An 18,906-nucleotide genomic window follows, 5' to 3' on the forward strand; every position below is an offset into this window, starting at 1 on the left:
TTTCAGCAAAGAAAAATTTTTCGGATACGCTACCTTTATAAAGTGAGTTACCGTTCTGAATAATATCAGGGGATGTAACGGACGCTAATACCCTAATAAATCTCGCTAAATCACAAGGGAAAACTCAAAAATAAGTCTCGCTGTATTCATTTTCTATGGTAGGATAAAGTGATAATAAACTTGGAGGATCTATCGATGGGTAAGAAAAAAATACGTCTTAGTGTATTGATAACAATGCTTATTTGTTTCGTTGTTATTATCGTTCTCACTACCAATGATCTATTAATAAATTATGCAACCGGTGAACGGCTTAAAGAAAATATTGAAGAAAAAGCAGTGATTATTTCTCGAACAATGGCCAAGTCCGAATGGGTAATTAATGGGCTACAGAATAAAGATGAGGAAAAATATATACAAGAATTTACGAATGAAATAAGTCGCTCTACGGACTTAACATTTATCGTAGTTATGGATATGAATGGCATACGTAAGTCACATCCGAACCCGGAGTTAATTGGAAAACCCTTTGTAGGAGCAGATGAAGATACAGTATTAGAACAAGGTATCGAACATATTTCCATATCGGAAGGGACTCTTGGAGATTCATTACGCGCTTTCTCTCCGATATTTAATGATGATGGTGAACAAATTGGCGCAGTATCTGTGGGGATATCATTACAAGAAATAAATGATGTCATCTATAACAATCATATCAGCAATCTAATCAGTTCGATTGTTGGGTTAATAATTGGAATCTTAGGAGCTTGGTTTATTGCCCGTTATATTAAGCGGATATTATTTGGACTAGAGCCGTTTCAGATTGCTAAAATGTTAAAAGAAAGAAGTGCCACGTTAGAATCTGCAAGAGAAGGTATTATTACCATTGATAAAGACCATAAAATAACGATTGTAAATAAAGCTGCAATGAAAATTTTTGAAAAAGCAGGAATTACCGAATCCCCTGTTGGAAGAAGCGTAGAAGAAGTTCTTCCTCACTCTCATTTAAAAGAGATTTTAGAAAGTAAACAACCAGAGATGGATGTCGAACAGAAAATAAATGGAGTGACGATTTTAGCAAATCGTATGCCAATTGTAGTAAATGATGAGGTGGTAGGTGCAATTTCTACTTTTAGAGATTTAACTGAACTAAAACAATTAGCCAAGCAGTTATCAGGTGTTAAGTTGTATGCAGAAGCATTACGTGCACAGTCTCATGAATTTATGAACAAATTACATGTGATAAATGGAATGGTAAAGACAAAAAGCTATGATGAGTTAGATGATTATATTAAACAAATTGTCAATCAGCGGAATGAAGAACTTAATCATGTCGTTAAGAATGTAAAAGACTCCATTTTGGCAGGGTTTCTCCTAGGAAAACTAAGCGATGCAAGGGAGAGGGATGTTAATCTGCAAATAGATGTTGGAGAAGAAATACCTGTATCTGCCGATAATCGAGTTATTCATAAATTAATTACCATTATCGGGAATTTAACCGATAATGCAATCGATGCAATAAAATCCAAAGAAAACCGAACAATTGATATGTATGTAAGCTATAAAAATGATTGGCTCTATATTGGAATTCAAGATTATGGTGTTGGTATAGATGAAGATACACAACAACAGATGTTTAAAAAAGGATATTCCACAAAAGGCAATAACCGAGGGTATGGTTTGTATTTAGTAAAACAGAGCGTCGAAGCTTTGGGTGGATCCCTTCGTTTTGAAACACTTGAAGCTGGAACTATTTTTGAAGTTGAAGTTCCTTATAAGATAAGGAGAGATATACAATGATTCGGGTACTAATTGTGGAAGATGATCCAATGGTAGCGGAGTTTAATAAAAGATATATTCAGCTTATCAATGGATTCGAAGTAACAGCAATAGCAACGAATACAACAGAAGCGAAGATGATCATGGAACGACAAAAGGTAGAATTATTATTGCTGGATGTGTATATGCCAGATGAAAATGGATTAGCGCTCCTTTCTGACATTCGGAGTGAGGGTGTGGAAGTGGATGTGATATTAATAACTGCCGCATCTGACAAAGAACGTATACAGCAAGCTTTACGTTTTGGTGCTGTAGATTATTTAATCAAACCATTTGAATTTGAACGATTAGAACAATCACTTCTTGCTTATAAAGAAAAACAAGAATTATTAATGGACAAAGAAGTAATGACTCAAAAGGAACTGGACAAGTTTATGCATGCGGAAGAAGAAGCAAGTGAACCTGAGAAAATGTTGCCCAAAGGCCTGACAGAGTCAACTTTACAAGTAATCGTATCCGAAATCAGACGTCAGCATGGCGTATTTTTCTCTACAGATGAATTAGCAGAACAAACCAATATTTCACGTGTTTCTATACGTAAATATTTAAAGTTCTTAGTAGATATTGATTGGATCGAAGAGAAGATGACATATGGGATAGGACGACCAGTTTATTCATACCAATACAAAAGAGAAAATGACCATTACTTACATCCGTATGTAAGCAGCTAATGTACAATTGGCTGCTTTTTTTAATTTCAAAACCCTTTTAATAGTTTCAAAACCGTTCAATTTTTTGTCAAATATTTATAATAAATATGAAATCGAATTGAAAGCGATTACGGTGGGGGTAATTATTTTGGTAAATAAAAATTTAAAAGATGAAGCGATTGAACTTCATTATAAGCATAAAGGAAAAATAGAAATCACTGGAAAAATGGATATTAACAGTGAAGATGATTTAAGCCTAGTATATACACCAGGTGTCGCGGATGTTTGTAAGCAAATTGCAGATGACCCGAACAAAATAAATAGCCTAACATCCCGAGGTAATATGGTAGGGATTGTAACAGACGGTACAGCAGTACTAGGTCTAGGAAATATTGGTCCAAAAGCAGCAATGCCTGTGATGGAAGGAAAAGCATTATTGTTTAAGAAATTTGCTAACATTGATGGCTTTCCAATTTGCTTAGATACAACGGATGTAGATGAAATCGTAAATATAGTAAAAGCAATGGGACCAACTTTTGCTGGGATTAATCTTGAGGATATTGCAGCTCCGCGTTGTTTTGAAATTGAGAAACGTCTAAAAGAAGAATTAGATATTCCGGTTTTCCATGATGATCAGCATGGTACGGCTATTGTTGTATTAGCAGCATTAACTAATGCATTAAAAGTAGTTAATAAACAGAACCGTCCAATTAAAATTGTCATCAATGGTGCTGGTGCAGCAGGAATTGCAATAGCGAAGCTACTTTATCATGCGGGATTGACAAATATCACGTTAGTAAGTTTAGAAGGCGTAGTTGCAAAAGGGGAAGAATGGTTGAATCCCATGCAAGCTGAAATGGCAGAAGTAACAAATAAAGATAACGTCCACGGCACGTTAAAGGATGCAATTACCGAAGCGGATGTGTTTATTGGCGTATCCGGTCCAGGAGCATTGAAGAAAGAACATATTCAAACAATGGCGAAGGATCCGATTATCTTTGCACTTGCGAATCCAATTCCAGAAATCTATCCAGAAGAAGCAATGGAGGCTGGAGCAGCAGTAGTGGCAACGGGACGTTCAGATTATCCGAATCAAGTAAATAATTTACTTGCATTTCCAGGAATATTCCGGGGCGCAATTGATGCAGGAGCAAAAGATATTACAACAGAAATGAAAGTGGCCGCAGCCTATGGAATTGCGAACGTACTAACAGAACAAGAAATTTCAAAAGACAAGGTTATCCCAAATGCATTGGATGAGCGAGCAGCAGAACGTGTTGCGCAAGCAGTTATGTCGAGTGCTATGCAACAGAAAAAGAAACAAGCTCTGTAAGTTGATGTAAGAGGGGGAAAAGCCTTCCTTATCTTTTATAGGGAGGCTCTTCAAAATAAAAGCAAAAAAGAAAGGTGAATAGAATGAAAGATTCTAAAGAAATGAAAACGAATACAACACAAAATAATACAGTTTCTCTTCCACAAACCGGAGTGAAAATATTTGGAATGCCGGTTTTATGGTTTTTGTTATTTTCAGTGATAACGATAGTTGCAATCTATTCTGGTAGTCTTCCAGCTGGTATGATCGGTAGTTTACTTGTCATGATCGTAATTGGTGAACTATTAGGATTTGTAGGTGATAGAACACCTATTGTACGTACTTTCCTTGGTGGAGGTGCAATTGTAGCGATATTTGGCTCTGCTTTTATGGTATATAGCGGAATATTGCCAGAGTATGTGGTTACAGGCGTTACTGATTTTATGACAACAGGCGGTTTTCTTGATTTTTATATTGCAGCACTCATTACCGGTAGTATTCTAGGAATGAGCTCCAAATTATTAGTCAAAGTTGGTATCCGTTTCTTTGTTCCCATCTTCGGGGCAATCATTGGTGCGATTATTTTAGCAGCTATCATAGGTAGCATTGTAGGATTCACGATTCAAGACGCAATTCTTGTTTTAACGTTACCTATTATGGGTGGAGGCATGGGAGCAGGCGCGGTTCCGATGAGTCAGATCTATTCAGAACTATTAGGCAATAGTCCAAGTTACTATATTTCCATGTTAGTACCTGCACTAGCTTTAGGAAATGTATTTGCAATAGTTTTAGCAAGTGTACTAAATTTAATTGGGAAGAAATATCCTTCTTTAACAGGGAACGGCCAAATTATTGAAGGAGTAACAGAAGAGAAAAAAGAACAAAAATATGATATTAAATTAATGGGCGCAGGGTTACTTGCGGCAATAGCTTTCTTCACGATTGGCTCTGTATTAGGTGATTTCTTACCAATTCATGCGTATGCTATTATGATTATCTTAGTAGCCTTAACTAAAATTGCTAATATCTTACCACAATCTGTTTTAGATGGTGCAAGTCAGTGGTATCAGTTCGTAGCAAGCAACTGGACACTAGCACTGTTATTTGGAATCGGGGTTGCGTACACTGATTTAAATACAGTAATCGAAGCATTAACGCTTCAATATATTCTAACTGTCTTTGCAGTTGTATTAGGGGCAATCCTTGGTGCCGGTTTACTCGGTAAACTCGTAGGATTCTATCCAATTGAGGCGGCTATTACAGGAGGATTATGTATGGCCAATATGGGAGGTACTGGAGATGTAGCGGTATTATCCGCATCCAAGCGCATGCAATTAATGCCATTCGCTCAAATCTCTTCTCGTTTAGGTGGAGCAATTATACTACTCATTACAGGATTAATCATACAAATGTTCATATAGAGAAAAATATACTAAGATTGGTGAGGAAGATCATGATAGGTGATTTTCCTCACTATTTTTCTATCTAGAATAATAGTGAGAAGTGAAGGGAAATAGGAGATAACGATTAAAAAAAATTGATCGGAATGAAAGGCGGAAAGCAGGACCTGATATGACAATCAAAATCATGTAGATCTCCCTTCATTATACTTATAGGGATAGTTACTTTATTCCTATGTTAAAAAAAATACAGACTAAAATTCACTATATCAGAATATTATTATTAGTGTATAATTACCTATATAAATAAATTTTAGGAGGAATACACATGGGACTTTTTGATGGTATTATGGGAAATGCTTCTGAGGTGGATAACGGGAAAATTGAGGAAGAATTTCAGAAAGTTTTAGCGGACTCGGAGAATATTGAGAGAACATATAAACTTATTCGAGATTTGTTTATCTTTACGAACAAGCGTTTAATTCTAGTAGATAAACAAGGTGTGACAGGGAAAAAGATGGAACTTCATTCCATACCTTATAAGAGTATTGTTCACTTTAGTATTGAAACCGCTGGAAGTTTTGATTTAGATGCTGAGTTGAAAATTTGGATATCTGGTAATTCTGAGCCTTTCCAAAAGCAGTTTAACAAAAGCTTAAATATTTATGAAGTTCAATCCGTATTGGCAAGCTACGTACTTAATTAATATAGTTTAAGAGCTGTAATAAGACAGCTCTTTTTTAGTATCCGGAGGGATGAAGATGAATTCAATTGAACTTTTAAAAAAGTTTGGCTTTAAGGTAGAACATGAAATGAAAAGCATTTATCCATTTGCTCCGGTATATAAAGTGGATAATTATATTGTCAAAAAAACGCAATCACCTTATGAACTAGCTATCAATCTAGTAAATTATGTTGAGTACCTAGGTAAGCAACAAGTCTCTATTGTAACTCCGGTTAAGTTAAATGAAGATAATCCCAAACGTGTTGGTGAAGAATATTATGTATGTTATCCATTTATAGAAGGGATAACATACAGCGCTAGAGAAGCGGAAATATATCAAGCTGGTAAGTTACTTGGAAGCATTCATGCGTTAAGCACGGACAATAATGACTTTGATTTGGAAGCGTATAATGTTTTTGATTTTTATCATCATGAAGTAGACGAATATATGGAAAGAATCGATCGTTTTGTAACATTGTATCGTGTGGATATAGATACGGATAAATTACGTTCCATATTACATGAATCAATAGATCACCAATCATCCCTTCAACAAGCAAATTTAGCGTGGGTTGAGACACCGCATGATTACAAAGCGAATAATCTCATCTACCAACAACATCCAGTACTTATCGACCCAGATAATGCGAAATGGATTCCGCGTATATTCGATATTTCATTGGCTTTGTTATTGTTTCATAATGAATTAGATAGTGCTCCTGATCGTATTTTTACACCAGAAGAATGGCAAATTTTCTTGAACGGATATAAGAAGTATCAGCAATTTACACTAGAGGAAATAAACTACTGGAAAATAGCTGTAAAGCATGTTTTTCTCGATGAGGTCATGTGGTTGATGGCAGAAGTGGAAGAAGATTGGGGAAGACAATCTCAACGAGACTTGTTTGTAAGTATAACAAAATTGCTTGATAAGATGGATCAATATAGTATTTATTAAAATATATCTTGGCAAGCAATTTTAGATGTGTATTGACATTAACTCTCTGAACTTATACACTTTTACTTAGAATTGAATAGTGTATTCTTCGGGGCAGGGTGTAATTCCCGACCGGCGGTGACAAGTCATCAGAACTTGAAGTCCGTGACCCGCTTTATGCGGTGGATCTAGTGAGAATCTAGAACCGACAGTAATAGTCTGGATGGGAGAAGAATAGCTGTATGGATACGTATATCTATTTGACGTGGAGAAAACCAGGTTTTTTCTAGTAGTCTTAAATTTACGTATTTTTACACATATCGTTTATTAGAGTTAGCTTAAGCCCCGCAATCTACATATTGCGGGGCTTTTTATATGGAGTGAATGTTATGAAGTTCACTTATCCTCTCACATTGGTTCTAGGGTACGACTAATTCTTTAGTTGTTGCTATTAATTCCCCTTTTTAAGAACACATTCATTTCTTGATTTAAATTAAATAAAAGGAGCTGATGGTTTGTTTACAGGAGTTGTTCAAACAATTGGGCAAGTTACAAACGTGGAGAAGAAACGAGAAACAATTCAACTTGATATTCAGACAACGGAAGCGCAATTGCTGCATTACAACGTTGGCGATAGCATGGCTGTCAATGGTGTGTGTCTGACTGCCACAAAAATAGCTGGAGATACATTTACAGCTGATGTCATGCCAGAAACATTTCGATCTACTAATCTTCAATATGTGAAGAGTGGATCCGCCGTTAATCTAGAAAGGGCGATGCTTGCGACAGATCGGTTCGAGGGGCATATCGTTGCGGGTCACGTAGATTCTACCATTACCGTTAAACGTACATGGAAAGACCAAAATGCATATTACATGAGTTTTACTTTACCGAAACAATATGCGCAAGAAGTAATTGCGAAAGGTTCAGTCACATTGGATGGAACGAGTTTAACGGTTGCAGAAAAATCTAGTCATGCATTTACAATTAGTTTGATTCCCCATTCACAACATGCATCGATTTTGTCCCAACGTCGAGTGGGTGATTACGTAAATTTGGAAACTGACATGCTTGCTAAATATATTCTTCAAGCAAACAAGCAAACCTTATCACAGTCCTTTTTACAAGAAAATGGATTCTAAGGAGGGTAAAAATGAACGAGCAAAGCAAGATAGAGCAAGCGATAGAAGATTTACGAAATGGAAAACTTATTATTGTTGCGGATGATGCGGACCGAGAAGCAGAAGGAGATCTTGTTGGGCTCAGTGAATTTGTAACACATGAAAATGTTAATTTTATGACTAAGTATGGACGAGGATTGATCTGTGTTCCTATCACAGAAAAACGAGCGTTGGAATTAGATTTACATGCAATGTCTGAGAATAACACTGATACGTATGGGACTCAGTTTACGGTTAGTGTTGATCATTATACCAATTCCACAGGGATTTCTACGGCTGATCGTGCAGATACGATAAGGGCTTTAGCGGATCCATTATCAAAAGCGACTGATTTTAAACGTCCGGGCCATATGTTTCCGCTTATAGCGAAAAATGCAGGTGTATTGGAACGTAGAGGTCACACAGAAGCAGCTGTTGATTTGGCTAGACTATCCAATTCGATTCCATCGGCATATATTTGTGAGATTTTAAATGATGATGGGACAATGGCAAGATATCCAAATCTAAAGAAATTGGCGGCACAATGGAAGTTGACCGTAATTACAGTAGAAGATCTCGTTCAATATCGAAAAAAAGGAATAGCGATAGAAAATTAATTTTAAAGGAGTTTGATCATATGACAATTTATGAAGGCAACTATAATGGACAGGGCAAGAAGATAGCGATTGTAACAAGTAGATTTAATGAATTTATTACTTCGAAACTATTATCGGGTGCAGAAGATATACTTATTCGTCACGGCGTAGCTAAGGAAAATATTGATGTGATTTGGGTTCCAGGTGCTTTTGAGATTCCTTATATCACCAAGCGCGCAGTTCATTCTCAAAAATATAACGGTGTATTAACGTTAGGAACAGTTATTCGCGGAGCAACTACACATTATGATTATGTTTGTAATGAAGTCTCTAAAGGTGTAGCTCAAGTAGGGATGAATAGTAACATACCAGTATTATTTGGCGTGCTAACAACAGAGTCAATTGAGCAAGCTGTAGAAAGAGCTGGGACAAAAGCTGGAAATAAAGGTGCGGAAACAGCGCTCGGACTACTTGAAATGATATCATTAAACGAACAATTTCACGTTTGAGAGTGTTGGAATGAACTAGGTTAAACAAACTGTCCAGAAGTCTTTATCGTGATTTACGAAGGCTATGGACAGTTTTTTTAATGGCCAGGGTATGCATCCAGAAACTAGAGGTCAAAAAATCTATTGTGAAAATGTTGAAAATTTGAAATAATGAATTTTGATTGATAAAAATCTAGTTAGGAGGTTTTAGGTAGAAATAATTTAACAGAAAGGATGGAATAGAATATGAAGTTTGCGATAACAGGTGATAGTGCTGATATCATGAAAGGATTAAATGAGTTGCAGGCAAGCTATGATTTCTCGCTGGATGAACAATCTGATATTAATATTACATGTGTGCAGGAAGTAACATTTCATGGTTTATCAATCTCTTATAAACAAAGAAATGGGGTCATCACATACGCACAACCGAACCAATTCTTTCGAGCTTTTAGTATTTTACTTCAACATCTACAACAAGAAGATACTCCTCTAGAAACAAACGAAAAAATGCACTTTTCTACTATTGGACCGATGTTCGACCTTTCACGAAATATGACCATGAAATTAACAACACTAAAAGACTTCATCCGAAAGTTAGCTATGATGGGGCATAATAGCGTTATGCTTTACATGGAAGATACCTATGAAGTGAGCGGTGAACCTTATTTCGGCTACATGCGCGGACGTTACTCAGAAGCGGAACTTCGTGAATTGGATGAATACGCTGCTTTATTTGGAATAGAGCTCATACCGTGTATTCAGACATTGGCCCATTTAGAAGAATTCCTAAAATGGGATGCCGCTTATAAATACAAGGATACAAGAGGTGCGTTGTTGCTGGAAAGTGAAGATACGTATGATTTGCTAGATAGAATGATACAGTCAGTTACAAAACCATTCCGCAGTAAACGTATCCACATAGGTATGGACGAAGCGGAAGAAGTAGGGAGGGGAAGGTACTTAAATATACATGGTTATCAATCTCGATTTGAGATGATGTCGAAGCATTTAACAAGAGTATTAGAAATCACGGATAAGTATGATTTAGATGCGATGATGTGGAGTGATATGTTTTTAAAATTAGCATCGGAAACAGGAGATCAATATGACAAATCTACGAATCTGCCAGAATATATAATTCAACAATTACCAGAAAATGTTCAATTTATGTATTGGCAATATAACCAGACGGATTATGATCACTATGCCAATATGATTGGACAATTAAAACGGTTTGGCAGGACGCCGGCATTCGCAGGAGGCATGTGGGTATGGAATACGTTCGCACCAAACTACCATCTTTCACTAAGTGCGAGTGAAAAAGCACTTCAAGCATGTAAAGATAACGGAATTCGTGATGTGTTTGTGACACTATGGGGTGATGATGGATATGAAAACAATGTGTATACCTCTCTTTATGGATTACAATATTACGCAGACCATGCATTTAACGAGCAAGTAGATGAAGTAGAAGTCAAACAAAGAGCGACATTTATAACCGGTTTGGATGCAGATGCCTTATTATTATTGAACAAGTTGGATCAACCACCTGGTGTAGCGGATGGAAATATTCAGCAGACGAATCCATCTAAGTTCCTTTTATGGCAAGATCCATTATTAGGTGTTTTTGATAAACATATAGAAGGATTGGATTTAGATGAGTATTATGAGGACCTTTCTAAACAAATAGAACTGAAGCAGGAGGAAGCGCAAGAATATGCTAAGTTTCATTATGAAGTACCTAAAAAGTTGTGCGCGGTATTAGCAAACAAAGCATCTCTTGGAGTGAAATTAAAACAGGCGTATGATAAAAAACAGTTGTCAGAGTTAACCTATTTAGTAGATACAAAGATAGTACCATTATTAGGTGATATTCGTGAACTTCAAACTGCACATCGCAAACAATGGCTAACATTAAATAAACCGTTTGGTTGGGAAGTAATTGATTTACGTTATGGAGGTTTGTTTAATCGTCTAGAAACTGCAAAGGATCGTATTGAACGTTTTGTACAGGGGGAACTGGAACAAATTGAGGAGCTAGAACAAGAGCGACTTTTTTATTCACCAAGATTTGAACAATCAACTGGCCTTGGGTGGGGTAGTTATTATTATCGTATGGCATCCCCTAATGTATTTTTTCATGTTTTACCAATTTACTAGAAAAGGATGGGGGAGTGAATGAACTCATTAAAGGATATATTTGTAGGAAGTTATGGGGAAAGGAATGAAGAAACCATTCACTGGCTTTCTTTTGACCCATATAGTGGTAAGCTTGGGAAGATAGCAGCTTTTGATGGGATTGATCATCCTTCTTTTTTAGAAATCAACAGAAGTAAATCTTGTCTATATGCTATTAGTGAGGTAGAACAAGGCGAAGTCATCTGTTATGGGATTGATCCAATTTACAAACAGTTAACAGAATGGAGTCGTTTTCCTACTCATGGTGGACCTTGTTATGTTGAGGTAAATGGTGACTACGTGTTTGTAAGTAATTATACTGGTGGCAATCTAGTTATTTATCGAACAAATGAAAATGGAAATATTGAAGAAGAGACCGACTGTATTCACATTTCAACTGAATCTAGATTGCATACCATACGGAGAATGCCGAAAAGTGATTATTATGTTGCTACAGATTTAGGAAAGCATAAATTATATTTCTTTTATTTTAACAAAGAGATAGGCAAACTTCAGCTGCGATTTGAAGTGGAAACGCCTTATCCTTCTGGACCTAGGCATGTTGATTTTCACCCGGAAATAGCAACATTATACGTTGTGAATGAATTTGATTCGACGATACTTGTATATGCATATGATTTAGAAAAAGAGCTTGTTCAGTTGAAGCAAAGAATAACTACGTTACCAAGTGAATGTAATCAAGAAAATTATGGCGCAGAAGTTCAATGTAGCGGAAAATTTCTATATGCATCAAATCGAGGATACGATTCTATTACCACTTATCAAATAATAAACAAGGGACTTCTAAGAAACTATTCGAATTTAAGATTAGGCAGCAAATGGCCAAGGCATTTTCAATCAAATTTCCTTGGTGAAAAATATATAATTGTCGCCAACGAACATAGTAACGAGTTAACGGTTCTTAGAAAAACACAGATGAATGAATTCGTATCTTCTGAAGAGAGGTATGCAGTGCCAAGACCAGTTTGTGTAAAAGTGGTATAGATGGAAAAATAAGTGTGGTTTATTATGTAGGAAGTAGCAGCTTCCTAAAAAATTGATTATAAACATTATAATGTTATATTGACGTAACATTATAATAGTGATACTATTTCGAATAAGAAGAAATTTTACAAAAATTTTAAAGTCTCTTGATTTTTATTTTAATGGAGGGGTGATAGATAAAAGAATAATGTAGTTTGACATGACGCTTAGGGGGATCAATAGTTTTATAGAAATGTATATCTAGGGAGGGAAAGCCAAGTGAAGGTAAAAAGATTATTGCTCATTCTTTTACTAATAGGTTTTGTAATCGCTTTATCAGCTTGTAATAATGATGAAGGTGACGGAGATGAAAGTGACGGTGGCGATGCAACTGCTGCAAATGAAGATATAAATGAATCAGGAATGCCTATTGTGGATGAAGAGCTGGAACTAACTTTTTTTGCAAACAAGCCTGCTCAAAATGAAGACAATGATTGGAATGATATCCTAATTTGGAATGCGTATAGAGACCAAACAAACATCAACGTAAATTGGGATCTTGTGAGTCCAGATGCTTTAGAAGAAAATCGAAACTTAGCTTTAGGAAGTGGAGATTTGCCAGACGCATTCTTCCTATCGCAGCTTACGAGTAGTGATTTATTAAGATATGGAGCGCAAGAAGTATTCCTACCTTTAAATGATTTGATTGAACAATACGCTCCAAACCTCACAGCGTTAATGGAGCAAGATCCGAGTATCCGAAAAGCGATTACGTTTCCAGATGGAAACATTTACTCTTTGCCAGCACTTATTGAGGAAGATTTCTTATCCTTACGCCTGAGTGCTCGCCCATGGGTGAATGAAGATTGGTTGGATGAATTAGGAATGGAAATACCCGAAACTACAGATGAATTCTATGAATATTTGAAAGCAGTGAAGGAGCTTGATCCAGTAGGCGGAGGAAAAACAATTCCTTATGGCGGAACGCAAATCCAAGAGTTAGTTCAATGGTTAGCTGGTTCTTTTGGGGTGATGAATCAAGGTCCGTCGAATATGAATTATGATTTAGATTCTTCTGGTGATGTTCGTAACTTTGCCATAACAGAGGAATATAAGCAAATGCTGGAGTATATTAACAAATTGTACGCAGAAGGATTGATTGATCAAAGTATCTTTACCATCGAATGGGGACAATTCCTAGCGAATGCATCTGATAATTTATATGGAAGTATGATTTTTTATGATCCAATTGAACTGTTTGGTGAAGATATTGGAGCTCAATATAACAGTGTTGCAGCGTTAGAAGGACCAAATGGGCATCAAACCTATAATAAGCTCTCCTCTTCTGTATGGGATCCAGCAAACTTAGTACTAACAAGTGAGAATGAGAATCCAGCTGCAACCGTACGTTGGATGGACCATTTCTACAGTGATGAGGGGGCGGAACTATACTATATGGGTGTAGAAGGCGAAACGTTTGAAATGGAAGACGGTGAAGCAGTTTATAAGGATCACATCTTAAATCCAGAAGGAGATATTACTTTCGAACAAGCGTTAGCGAAACAGTTAACATGGTTAGGATCGATTAACGGAATTATCAAAGCGGATTATTTCCAAGGTGGAGAAACTGCTCCTCAATCCATGGAAGCTGCTGAGAAGATTGAACCTTTTGTTCCAGAGGAAATTTGGCCACGTTTTACGTTTACAGATGAAGAGAACATCATATTGCAATCTACTGGTCAGGACATTAATAACTACATCGAAGAAATGCGTGACAAATTTATTACTGGTGATGAAGATTTAGCTAATTGGGATAATTACGTAGACACACTAAACCAAATGGGATTAGAAGAGGTTGTAGAAGTACATCAAAATGCGTACAACCGTTATACAGCGAATTAATAATTTTGATTACAGATGGATGTGAAGAGAGAGGTTCCCCCCTTTTCCTCTCTCTTCTACCTTTTGATAACATAGGTTGTTCAAAAAGTCCGGTGAAAATGACAATTATCCGGAGGACGTTCTGCTAAAATCGCCTGAGTCCTGTGTATAACGCAGAAATCACCACATCCTAGAAGCTTGTGGCTTAGCTTTTAGTTCCTCACCTATTAACTGCAGACGTTCCGGTACTCAAAGCTACGCTGCCTGCAATTCTCGGTCCTTTCCATCCTCTTTTGAACATGCGCTAAAAAGGAAAAGAAAGTAGATTCTATTGAACAGCAATACTTCCTAGTAACCAGCATGTCAATACAACTGGAGACTTGTAAGTGAAGCAATGTTCAAGAGTATACATAATTGCCAATCAAGGTTGTTTGATTCAATAAAACACAGTCAATGTATCTAGGTTGTAAAATTGTTAACTGTTTAAGGAGGTAGACAATGTTATGGCAAACCAAGCGCCCGCTCATAGGGGTAGAGGCTACAAAATAAAAAAGAATTTACTTGCGAATTGGCAATTATATATATTTCTTTTACCTGTAGTTTCCTACTTTTTAATTTTTCATTATATACCAATGTATGGCGTTCAAATTGCTTTTAAAGATTACTTTGCGAACCTAGGAATATGGGGAAGTCCTTGGGTTGGTTTTGAACATTTTGAGCGTTTTTTTAGTTCATATTACTTCTGGAGGTTATTAAAAAATACGCTTGTCTTAAATCTATATATGCTCGTCCTATTCCCATTACCGATTATTTTAGCACTAGCATTTAATGAATTACGTAATGGGGCATTTAAGAAATGGACCCAAACCTTAACGTATGCACCACATTTTATTTCTGTCGTTGTTGTCGTTGGAATGCTTGTTGCGTTTTTAGATCCGAACACAGGGTTAATCAATCACCTTATACGCGCATTAGGAATGGAACCAATTCCATTTCTAACAAGCCCAGATTGGTTCCGACATATTTTTGTATGGTCTGGTCAATGGCAAACACTGGGGTGGAGTACAATTATCTATCTAGCCGCTCTTGCAGGAGTAAATCCTGAGCTTCATGAAGCAGCAAAGGTGGATGGTGCGACGAGAATGCAACGTATTTTTCGGATAAATATTCCGAGTATTATGCCAACCATCGTTGTATTATTTATTTTAAATATCGGAAACTTTATGCAAATTGGCTTTGAGAAAGTGTTACTCATGCAAAATACACTGAATTCGGAGACGTCGGATATTATCCAAACGTTTGTATATGAAACGGGTATCCTGCAAGGCCAATATAGTTTCGCTGCTGCTGTTGGTTTGTTTGAATCGGCGATTAATATCGTTCTTTTAATTACCGTTAACCAAATCGCACGAAAAGTTAGTGAGAACAGCTTATGGTAGGAAGGAGGATGCAACATGTCTAGGTTTAGTTTATCGGATAAGGCCTTTGACCGGTTAAATATACTCTTTGTATCGATTATTACAATAATTATAATTTATCCACTAATTTTTGTACTTAGCGCATCCATCAGCGATCCTCAAGCTGTGAACACAGGCAAAATGTGGCTTTGGCCAGTGGATATTACCTTTGATGGATTCCAACGGGTATTTCAAAATGAAGCGATTTGGACGGGATATAAAAATACGATTGTATATACGATCGTTGGTGTACTTGTCCACTTGTTTGTTTTATTGCCCGCAGCATATGCCTTATCCCGTAAAGAATTAATGGGAAAGAAATTTTGGTTATGGTTTATTTTATTCACGATGCTATTCAATGGAGGACTTATACCGACATATTTAGTTGTTCGTAATTTGCAAATGCTCGATACAATGTGGGCAATTGTTATTCCAGGCGTTGTAGGAGCTTGGTCGATTCTAGTTGCTCGAACATTTTTTCAACAAACGATACCTGATCAACTCGTCGAAGCATCCAAAATTGATGGGGCGAGTGACTTTTACTTATTTATTAAAGTAGTTTTACCGTTATCTTTACCAATCATTGCCGTAATGGCACTCTTTCATGGAGTTGCTTTATGGAATCAGTACTTTAATGCGTTGATTTATTTACGAACAGAAGATAAATTTCCATTACAGTTGATACTTCGGCAAATTTTAATTTTGAATGAGGTAAATGCGAGTAGCATTTCCAATGCTGCTGGTTCTGCTCAATCGTTCGCAGAGCAAGTAAAAACAGCTTCATTAGTAAAGTATGCAGTAATCATTGTTTCTGCATTACCATTATTAATTGTATATCCATTTTTACAACGTTTCTTTGTAAAGGGAGTCCTGATTGGTTCGGTGAAGGAATAAACAGACAGAGGCAAAGGTGGGACAGGACAGGTGAAACTATCCATTGTAAAGATGAACAGCCATGTTTGTCTCTGTTTATCAATGATTTGAGTAAGAGGTGATTTAGATGACAAGTATTGCACAAGGTTACTATACAATAGCTGTTTGGATAACTCGTTTTGCATATGTAAATATTCTTTGGGTTGCTTTTACTATATTAGGGTTAGGGATATTTGGCTTTATGCCTGCAACCGTAGCAATGTTTGCAATAGTTCGGAAATGGAATATTGGTGATCCAGATATTGCTATTTTCCCATTGTTTTGGAAGACATATCGTCAAGAATTTTTAAAAACAAATGGATTAGGACTTTTACTGGCGGCAATAGGGTATTTACTAACGATAGAGTTCCAAATATTAGGGACACAAACAAGTCTTATATATCAGATGGTTCAGTTTAGTGTGGTCGTTATGTTAATTTTATTTGTTATGGTAGTTGCTTATTTCTTCCCAATCTATGTTCACTTTAATTTGAAAACCATGGACTATATTAAATGGCCGTTTATTATCGGAATCATTCATCCTATTCTTACGGTTGTTTTATTAGTAGGAGTTGGCCTACTGTTATCCATTACTTTCTATTTATTACCGGCTTTACTATTTTTGTTTGGAGGAAGTGTATCAGCTTATATTTTAATGTGGGGAGTTTCGAAAACTTTTGCAAAATATGAAGCGAGAAACATATAAATACAGAAATGAGGTGCAACTAGGATGATTGAAAAGGAGATAGGAGAGTTATTTGTAATTGGATTTGACGGTAAAGTTGTTCCCGATTCTATTAAGAAGCTCATTCATAACTATCATATCGGCGGAATTATTTTATTTACCCGTAATATTGGAAGCCCTGATGAAGTGCTTGCGCTAACCGCTACTTTGCAGAAAGAAGCACATGATGCGGGGTATGAACGTCCACTACTCATTTGTGTCGATCAAGAGAATGGCACTGTACGCCGATTAGGGGAAGGAACAACAATATTTCCTGGAGGAATGACAATTGGCGCAAGTGACAGCGAAGAGAATGCATATCAGATAGGCTATGCTAGCGGAAAAGAGCTAAGAGCATTAGGAATTAATTGGAACCTGGCTCCAGTAGTTGATGTGAATGTAAATCCAGATAATCCAGTTATTGGTGTTCGTTCTTACGGAGAGTCACCAGAACGTGTCACCCGTTTAGCGAAAGCAGCGGTGAAAGGTATGCAAGATGCTGGAGTGTTGACGACACTTAAACATTTTCCTGGCCATGGTGATACAAAAGTGGATTCGCATTTAGCCTTACCCGTTATCCCTCATAGCTTAGAGAGGTTAGAGGATATCGAGTTACACCCTTTTCGAGAGTGTTTGGAATCTGATGTGATTATGTCCGCACATATACATTTTCCCGCATTGGAACCAGAAGTAGATAAACCAGCTACATTATCCAAAGCAGTAATGACGGGATTGTTACGAGAAAAATTAGGATATACCGGGCTAATTACGTCGGATTGTATGGAGATGAATGCGATTTCAGAAACAATTGGTACGGAGAAGGGAGTCGTAGCCGCGTTACAAGCAGGTGTGGACATAGCCATGGTATCACATACGTTACAACGGCAAGTTGGTGCTCTGAAGGAAGTGAAACTAGCAGTAGAGTCAGGGGAATTAAGTAAGGGGTCTATTTTAACATCGGCAAAAAGAATCCGACGTATTAAAGATACATATATCAATTGGAATAATACCATTATAGATTCAAGTGCAAGTGTACCTTCTTTTGTCGGTGGGAATGATCATGGTGAATTAGCTAAGGAAGCATATCGTCAAGGTGTGACCATGGTGTACAATCATGGATTGATACCGGTTGATAGTAGTAGCAATATATTGGTAGTCACACCATTAGCAGGTGTACAGTCAGCAGCAGAGGATCCGTCTCATACAACAGTCCGTCTTTATGATGCAGTTCGTACATATCAGCCGCATGCTAAAAATATAACATTAACAGAGGATTGGACGGAAGAGGATATACATGAACAAATGGAGCATTGGAAGCAGTATGATGCAGTTGTTTTCGGTGTAAGTTATTTAGCTCAACAGCCGGTACAACAGTTGTTTTTAGAAAAACTTGCCGCAAAAGAAATTCCAGTAATCGCAATCGTAATGAAAAGTCCTTATGATGTAGCGTTATTACCAGATCTTCAAGCATGTATATGTACATATGAAGTATCTTATCCGGCACTAGAAGTAGCTATGGATGCTGTATTTGGAAAAGAGGAAATTCTAGGAGGTCTACCAGTAACAGTAAAGTGAAGCTTCATGCTATGACGGTATTACAGTCCGTTGTTACCGAGGATAAAAATATATTGGGGGAAGTATCAATTAGCTGCAGCGCTATACAA

The 18,906-nt window shown here is 36.9% G+C and carries 16 protein-coding genes and 1 riboswitch; all 16 genes read left to right on the forward strand.

The genetic code is table 11. The features are described from left to right. The first annotated feature begins 195 nt into the window (after window positions 1–195). On the forward strand, window positions 196–1,797 hold the full coding sequence (dcuS, locus tag ABC346_RS05655; RefSeq protein ID WP_413233924.1) for a DcuS/MalK family sensor histidine kinase: 1,602 nt from the start codon (window positions 196–198) through the stop codon (window positions 1,795–1,797). Further along, window positions 1,794–2,507: a response regulator gene (locus ABC346_RS05660; protein ID WP_413233925.1), complete on the forward strand. Its 714-nt coding sequence runs from the start codon at window positions 1,794–1,796 to the stop codon at window positions 2,505–2,507. The genes dcuS and ABC346_RS05660 overlap by 4 nt, the downstream gene beginning before the upstream one ends. A 127-nt stretch (window positions 2,508–2,634) precedes the next feature. Further along, window positions 2,635–3,819: an NAD(P)-dependent malic enzyme gene (locus ABC346_RS05665; protein WP_413233926.1), complete on the forward strand. Its 1,185-nt coding sequence runs from the start codon at window positions 2,635–2,637 to the stop codon at window positions 3,817–3,819. An 83-nt stretch (window positions 3,820–3,902) separates the two neighbouring features. Further along, on the forward strand, window positions 3,903–5,219 hold the full coding sequence (locus tag ABC346_RS05670; RefSeq protein ID WP_413233927.1) for a 2-hydroxycarboxylate transporter family protein: 1,317 nt from the start codon (window positions 3,903–3,905) through the stop codon (window positions 5,217–5,219). Between the two features lie 307 nt (window positions 5,220–5,526). After that, window positions 5,527–5,904, forward strand: a complete 378-nt coding sequence (locus ABC346_RS05675; RefSeq protein WP_413233928.1) for a PH domain-containing protein — start codon at window positions 5,527–5,529, stop codon at window positions 5,902–5,904. A gap of 55 nt (window positions 5,905–5,959) precedes the next feature. Next, a complete protein-coding gene (locus tag ABC346_RS05680) occupies window positions 5,960–6,880 on the forward strand; it encodes a phosphotransferase (RefSeq protein WP_413233929.1) in 921 nt (306 codons plus the stop codon). 80 nt (window positions 6,881–6,960) lie between these two features. Then, window positions 6,961–7,098: riboswitch (FMN riboswitch) on the forward strand. 276 nt (window positions 7,099–7,374) lie between these two features. Further along, entirely contained in the window at window positions 7,375–8,001 is a 627-nt protein-coding gene (locus ABC346_RS05685; RefSeq protein WP_413233930.1) for a riboflavin synthase, read from the forward strand. Between the two features lie 11 nt (window positions 8,002–8,012). Continuing rightward, window positions 8,013–8,636 (forward strand): 3,4-dihydroxy-2-butanone-4-phosphate synthase, encoded by a 624-nt coding sequence (gene ribB / locus ABC346_RS05690; protein WP_413233931.1) that lies wholly within the window; start codon window positions 8,013–8,015, stop codon window positions 8,634–8,636. Between the two features lie 20 nt (window positions 8,637–8,656). Next, window positions 8,657–9,124, forward strand: coding sequence for a 6,7-dimethyl-8-ribityllumazine synthase (gene ribH / locus ABC346_RS05695; protein ID WP_413233932.1), 468 nt, complete (start codon window positions 8,657–8,659; stop codon window positions 9,122–9,124). A 225-nt stretch (window positions 9,125–9,349) separates the two neighbouring features. Further along, window positions 9,350–11,266: a beta-N-acetylhexosaminidase gene (locus ABC346_RS05700; protein WP_413233933.1), complete on the forward strand. Its 1,917-nt coding sequence runs from the start codon at window positions 9,350–9,352 to the stop codon at window positions 11,264–11,266. An 18-nt stretch (window positions 11,267–11,284) separates the two neighbouring features. Further along, on the forward strand, window positions 11,285–12,289 hold the full coding sequence (locus tag ABC346_RS05705; protein ID WP_413233934.1) for a lactonase family protein: 1,005 nt from the start codon (window positions 11,285–11,287) through the stop codon (window positions 12,287–12,289). Between the two features lie 258 nt (window positions 12,290–12,547). After that, complete coding sequence (locus ABC346_RS05710; RefSeq protein WP_413233935.1) at window positions 12,548–14,170, forward strand: ABC transporter substrate-binding protein; 1,623 nt, start codon at window positions 12,548–12,550, stop codon at window positions 14,168–14,170. Between the two features lie 482 nt (window positions 14,171–14,652). Then, window positions 14,653–15,588 (forward strand): ABC transporter permease, encoded by a 936-nt coding sequence (locus ABC346_RS05715; protein ID WP_413233936.1) that lies wholly within the window; start codon window positions 14,653–14,655, stop codon window positions 15,586–15,588. 15 nt (window positions 15,589–15,603) lie between these two features. Then, window positions 15,604–16,500 (forward strand): carbohydrate ABC transporter permease, encoded by an 897-nt coding sequence (locus tag ABC346_RS05720; protein WP_413233937.1) that lies wholly within the window; start codon window positions 15,604–15,606, stop codon window positions 16,498–16,500. A 106-nt stretch (window positions 16,501–16,606) separates the two neighbouring features. After that, window positions 16,607–17,224 carry a YesL family protein gene (locus ABC346_RS05725; RefSeq protein ID WP_413233938.1) on the forward strand — a complete coding sequence of 206 codons (618 nt, stop codon included), beginning with the start codon at window positions 16,607–16,609 and terminating at the stop codon, window positions 17,222–17,224. Between the two features lie 24 nt (window positions 17,225–17,248). Next, window positions 17,249–18,817 (forward strand): beta-N-acetylhexosaminidase, encoded by a 1,569-nt coding sequence (gene nagZ / locus ABC346_RS05730; protein ID WP_413233939.1) that lies wholly within the window; start codon window positions 17,249–17,251, stop codon window positions 18,815–18,817. The last annotated feature ends 89 nt before the right edge of the window (window positions 18,818–18,906 follow it).

The organism is Oceanobacillus phoenicis (genome assembly GCF_047238145.1).
Classification (GTDB): Bacteria; Bacillota; Bacilli; order Bacillales; family Amphibacillaceae; genus Oceanobacillus.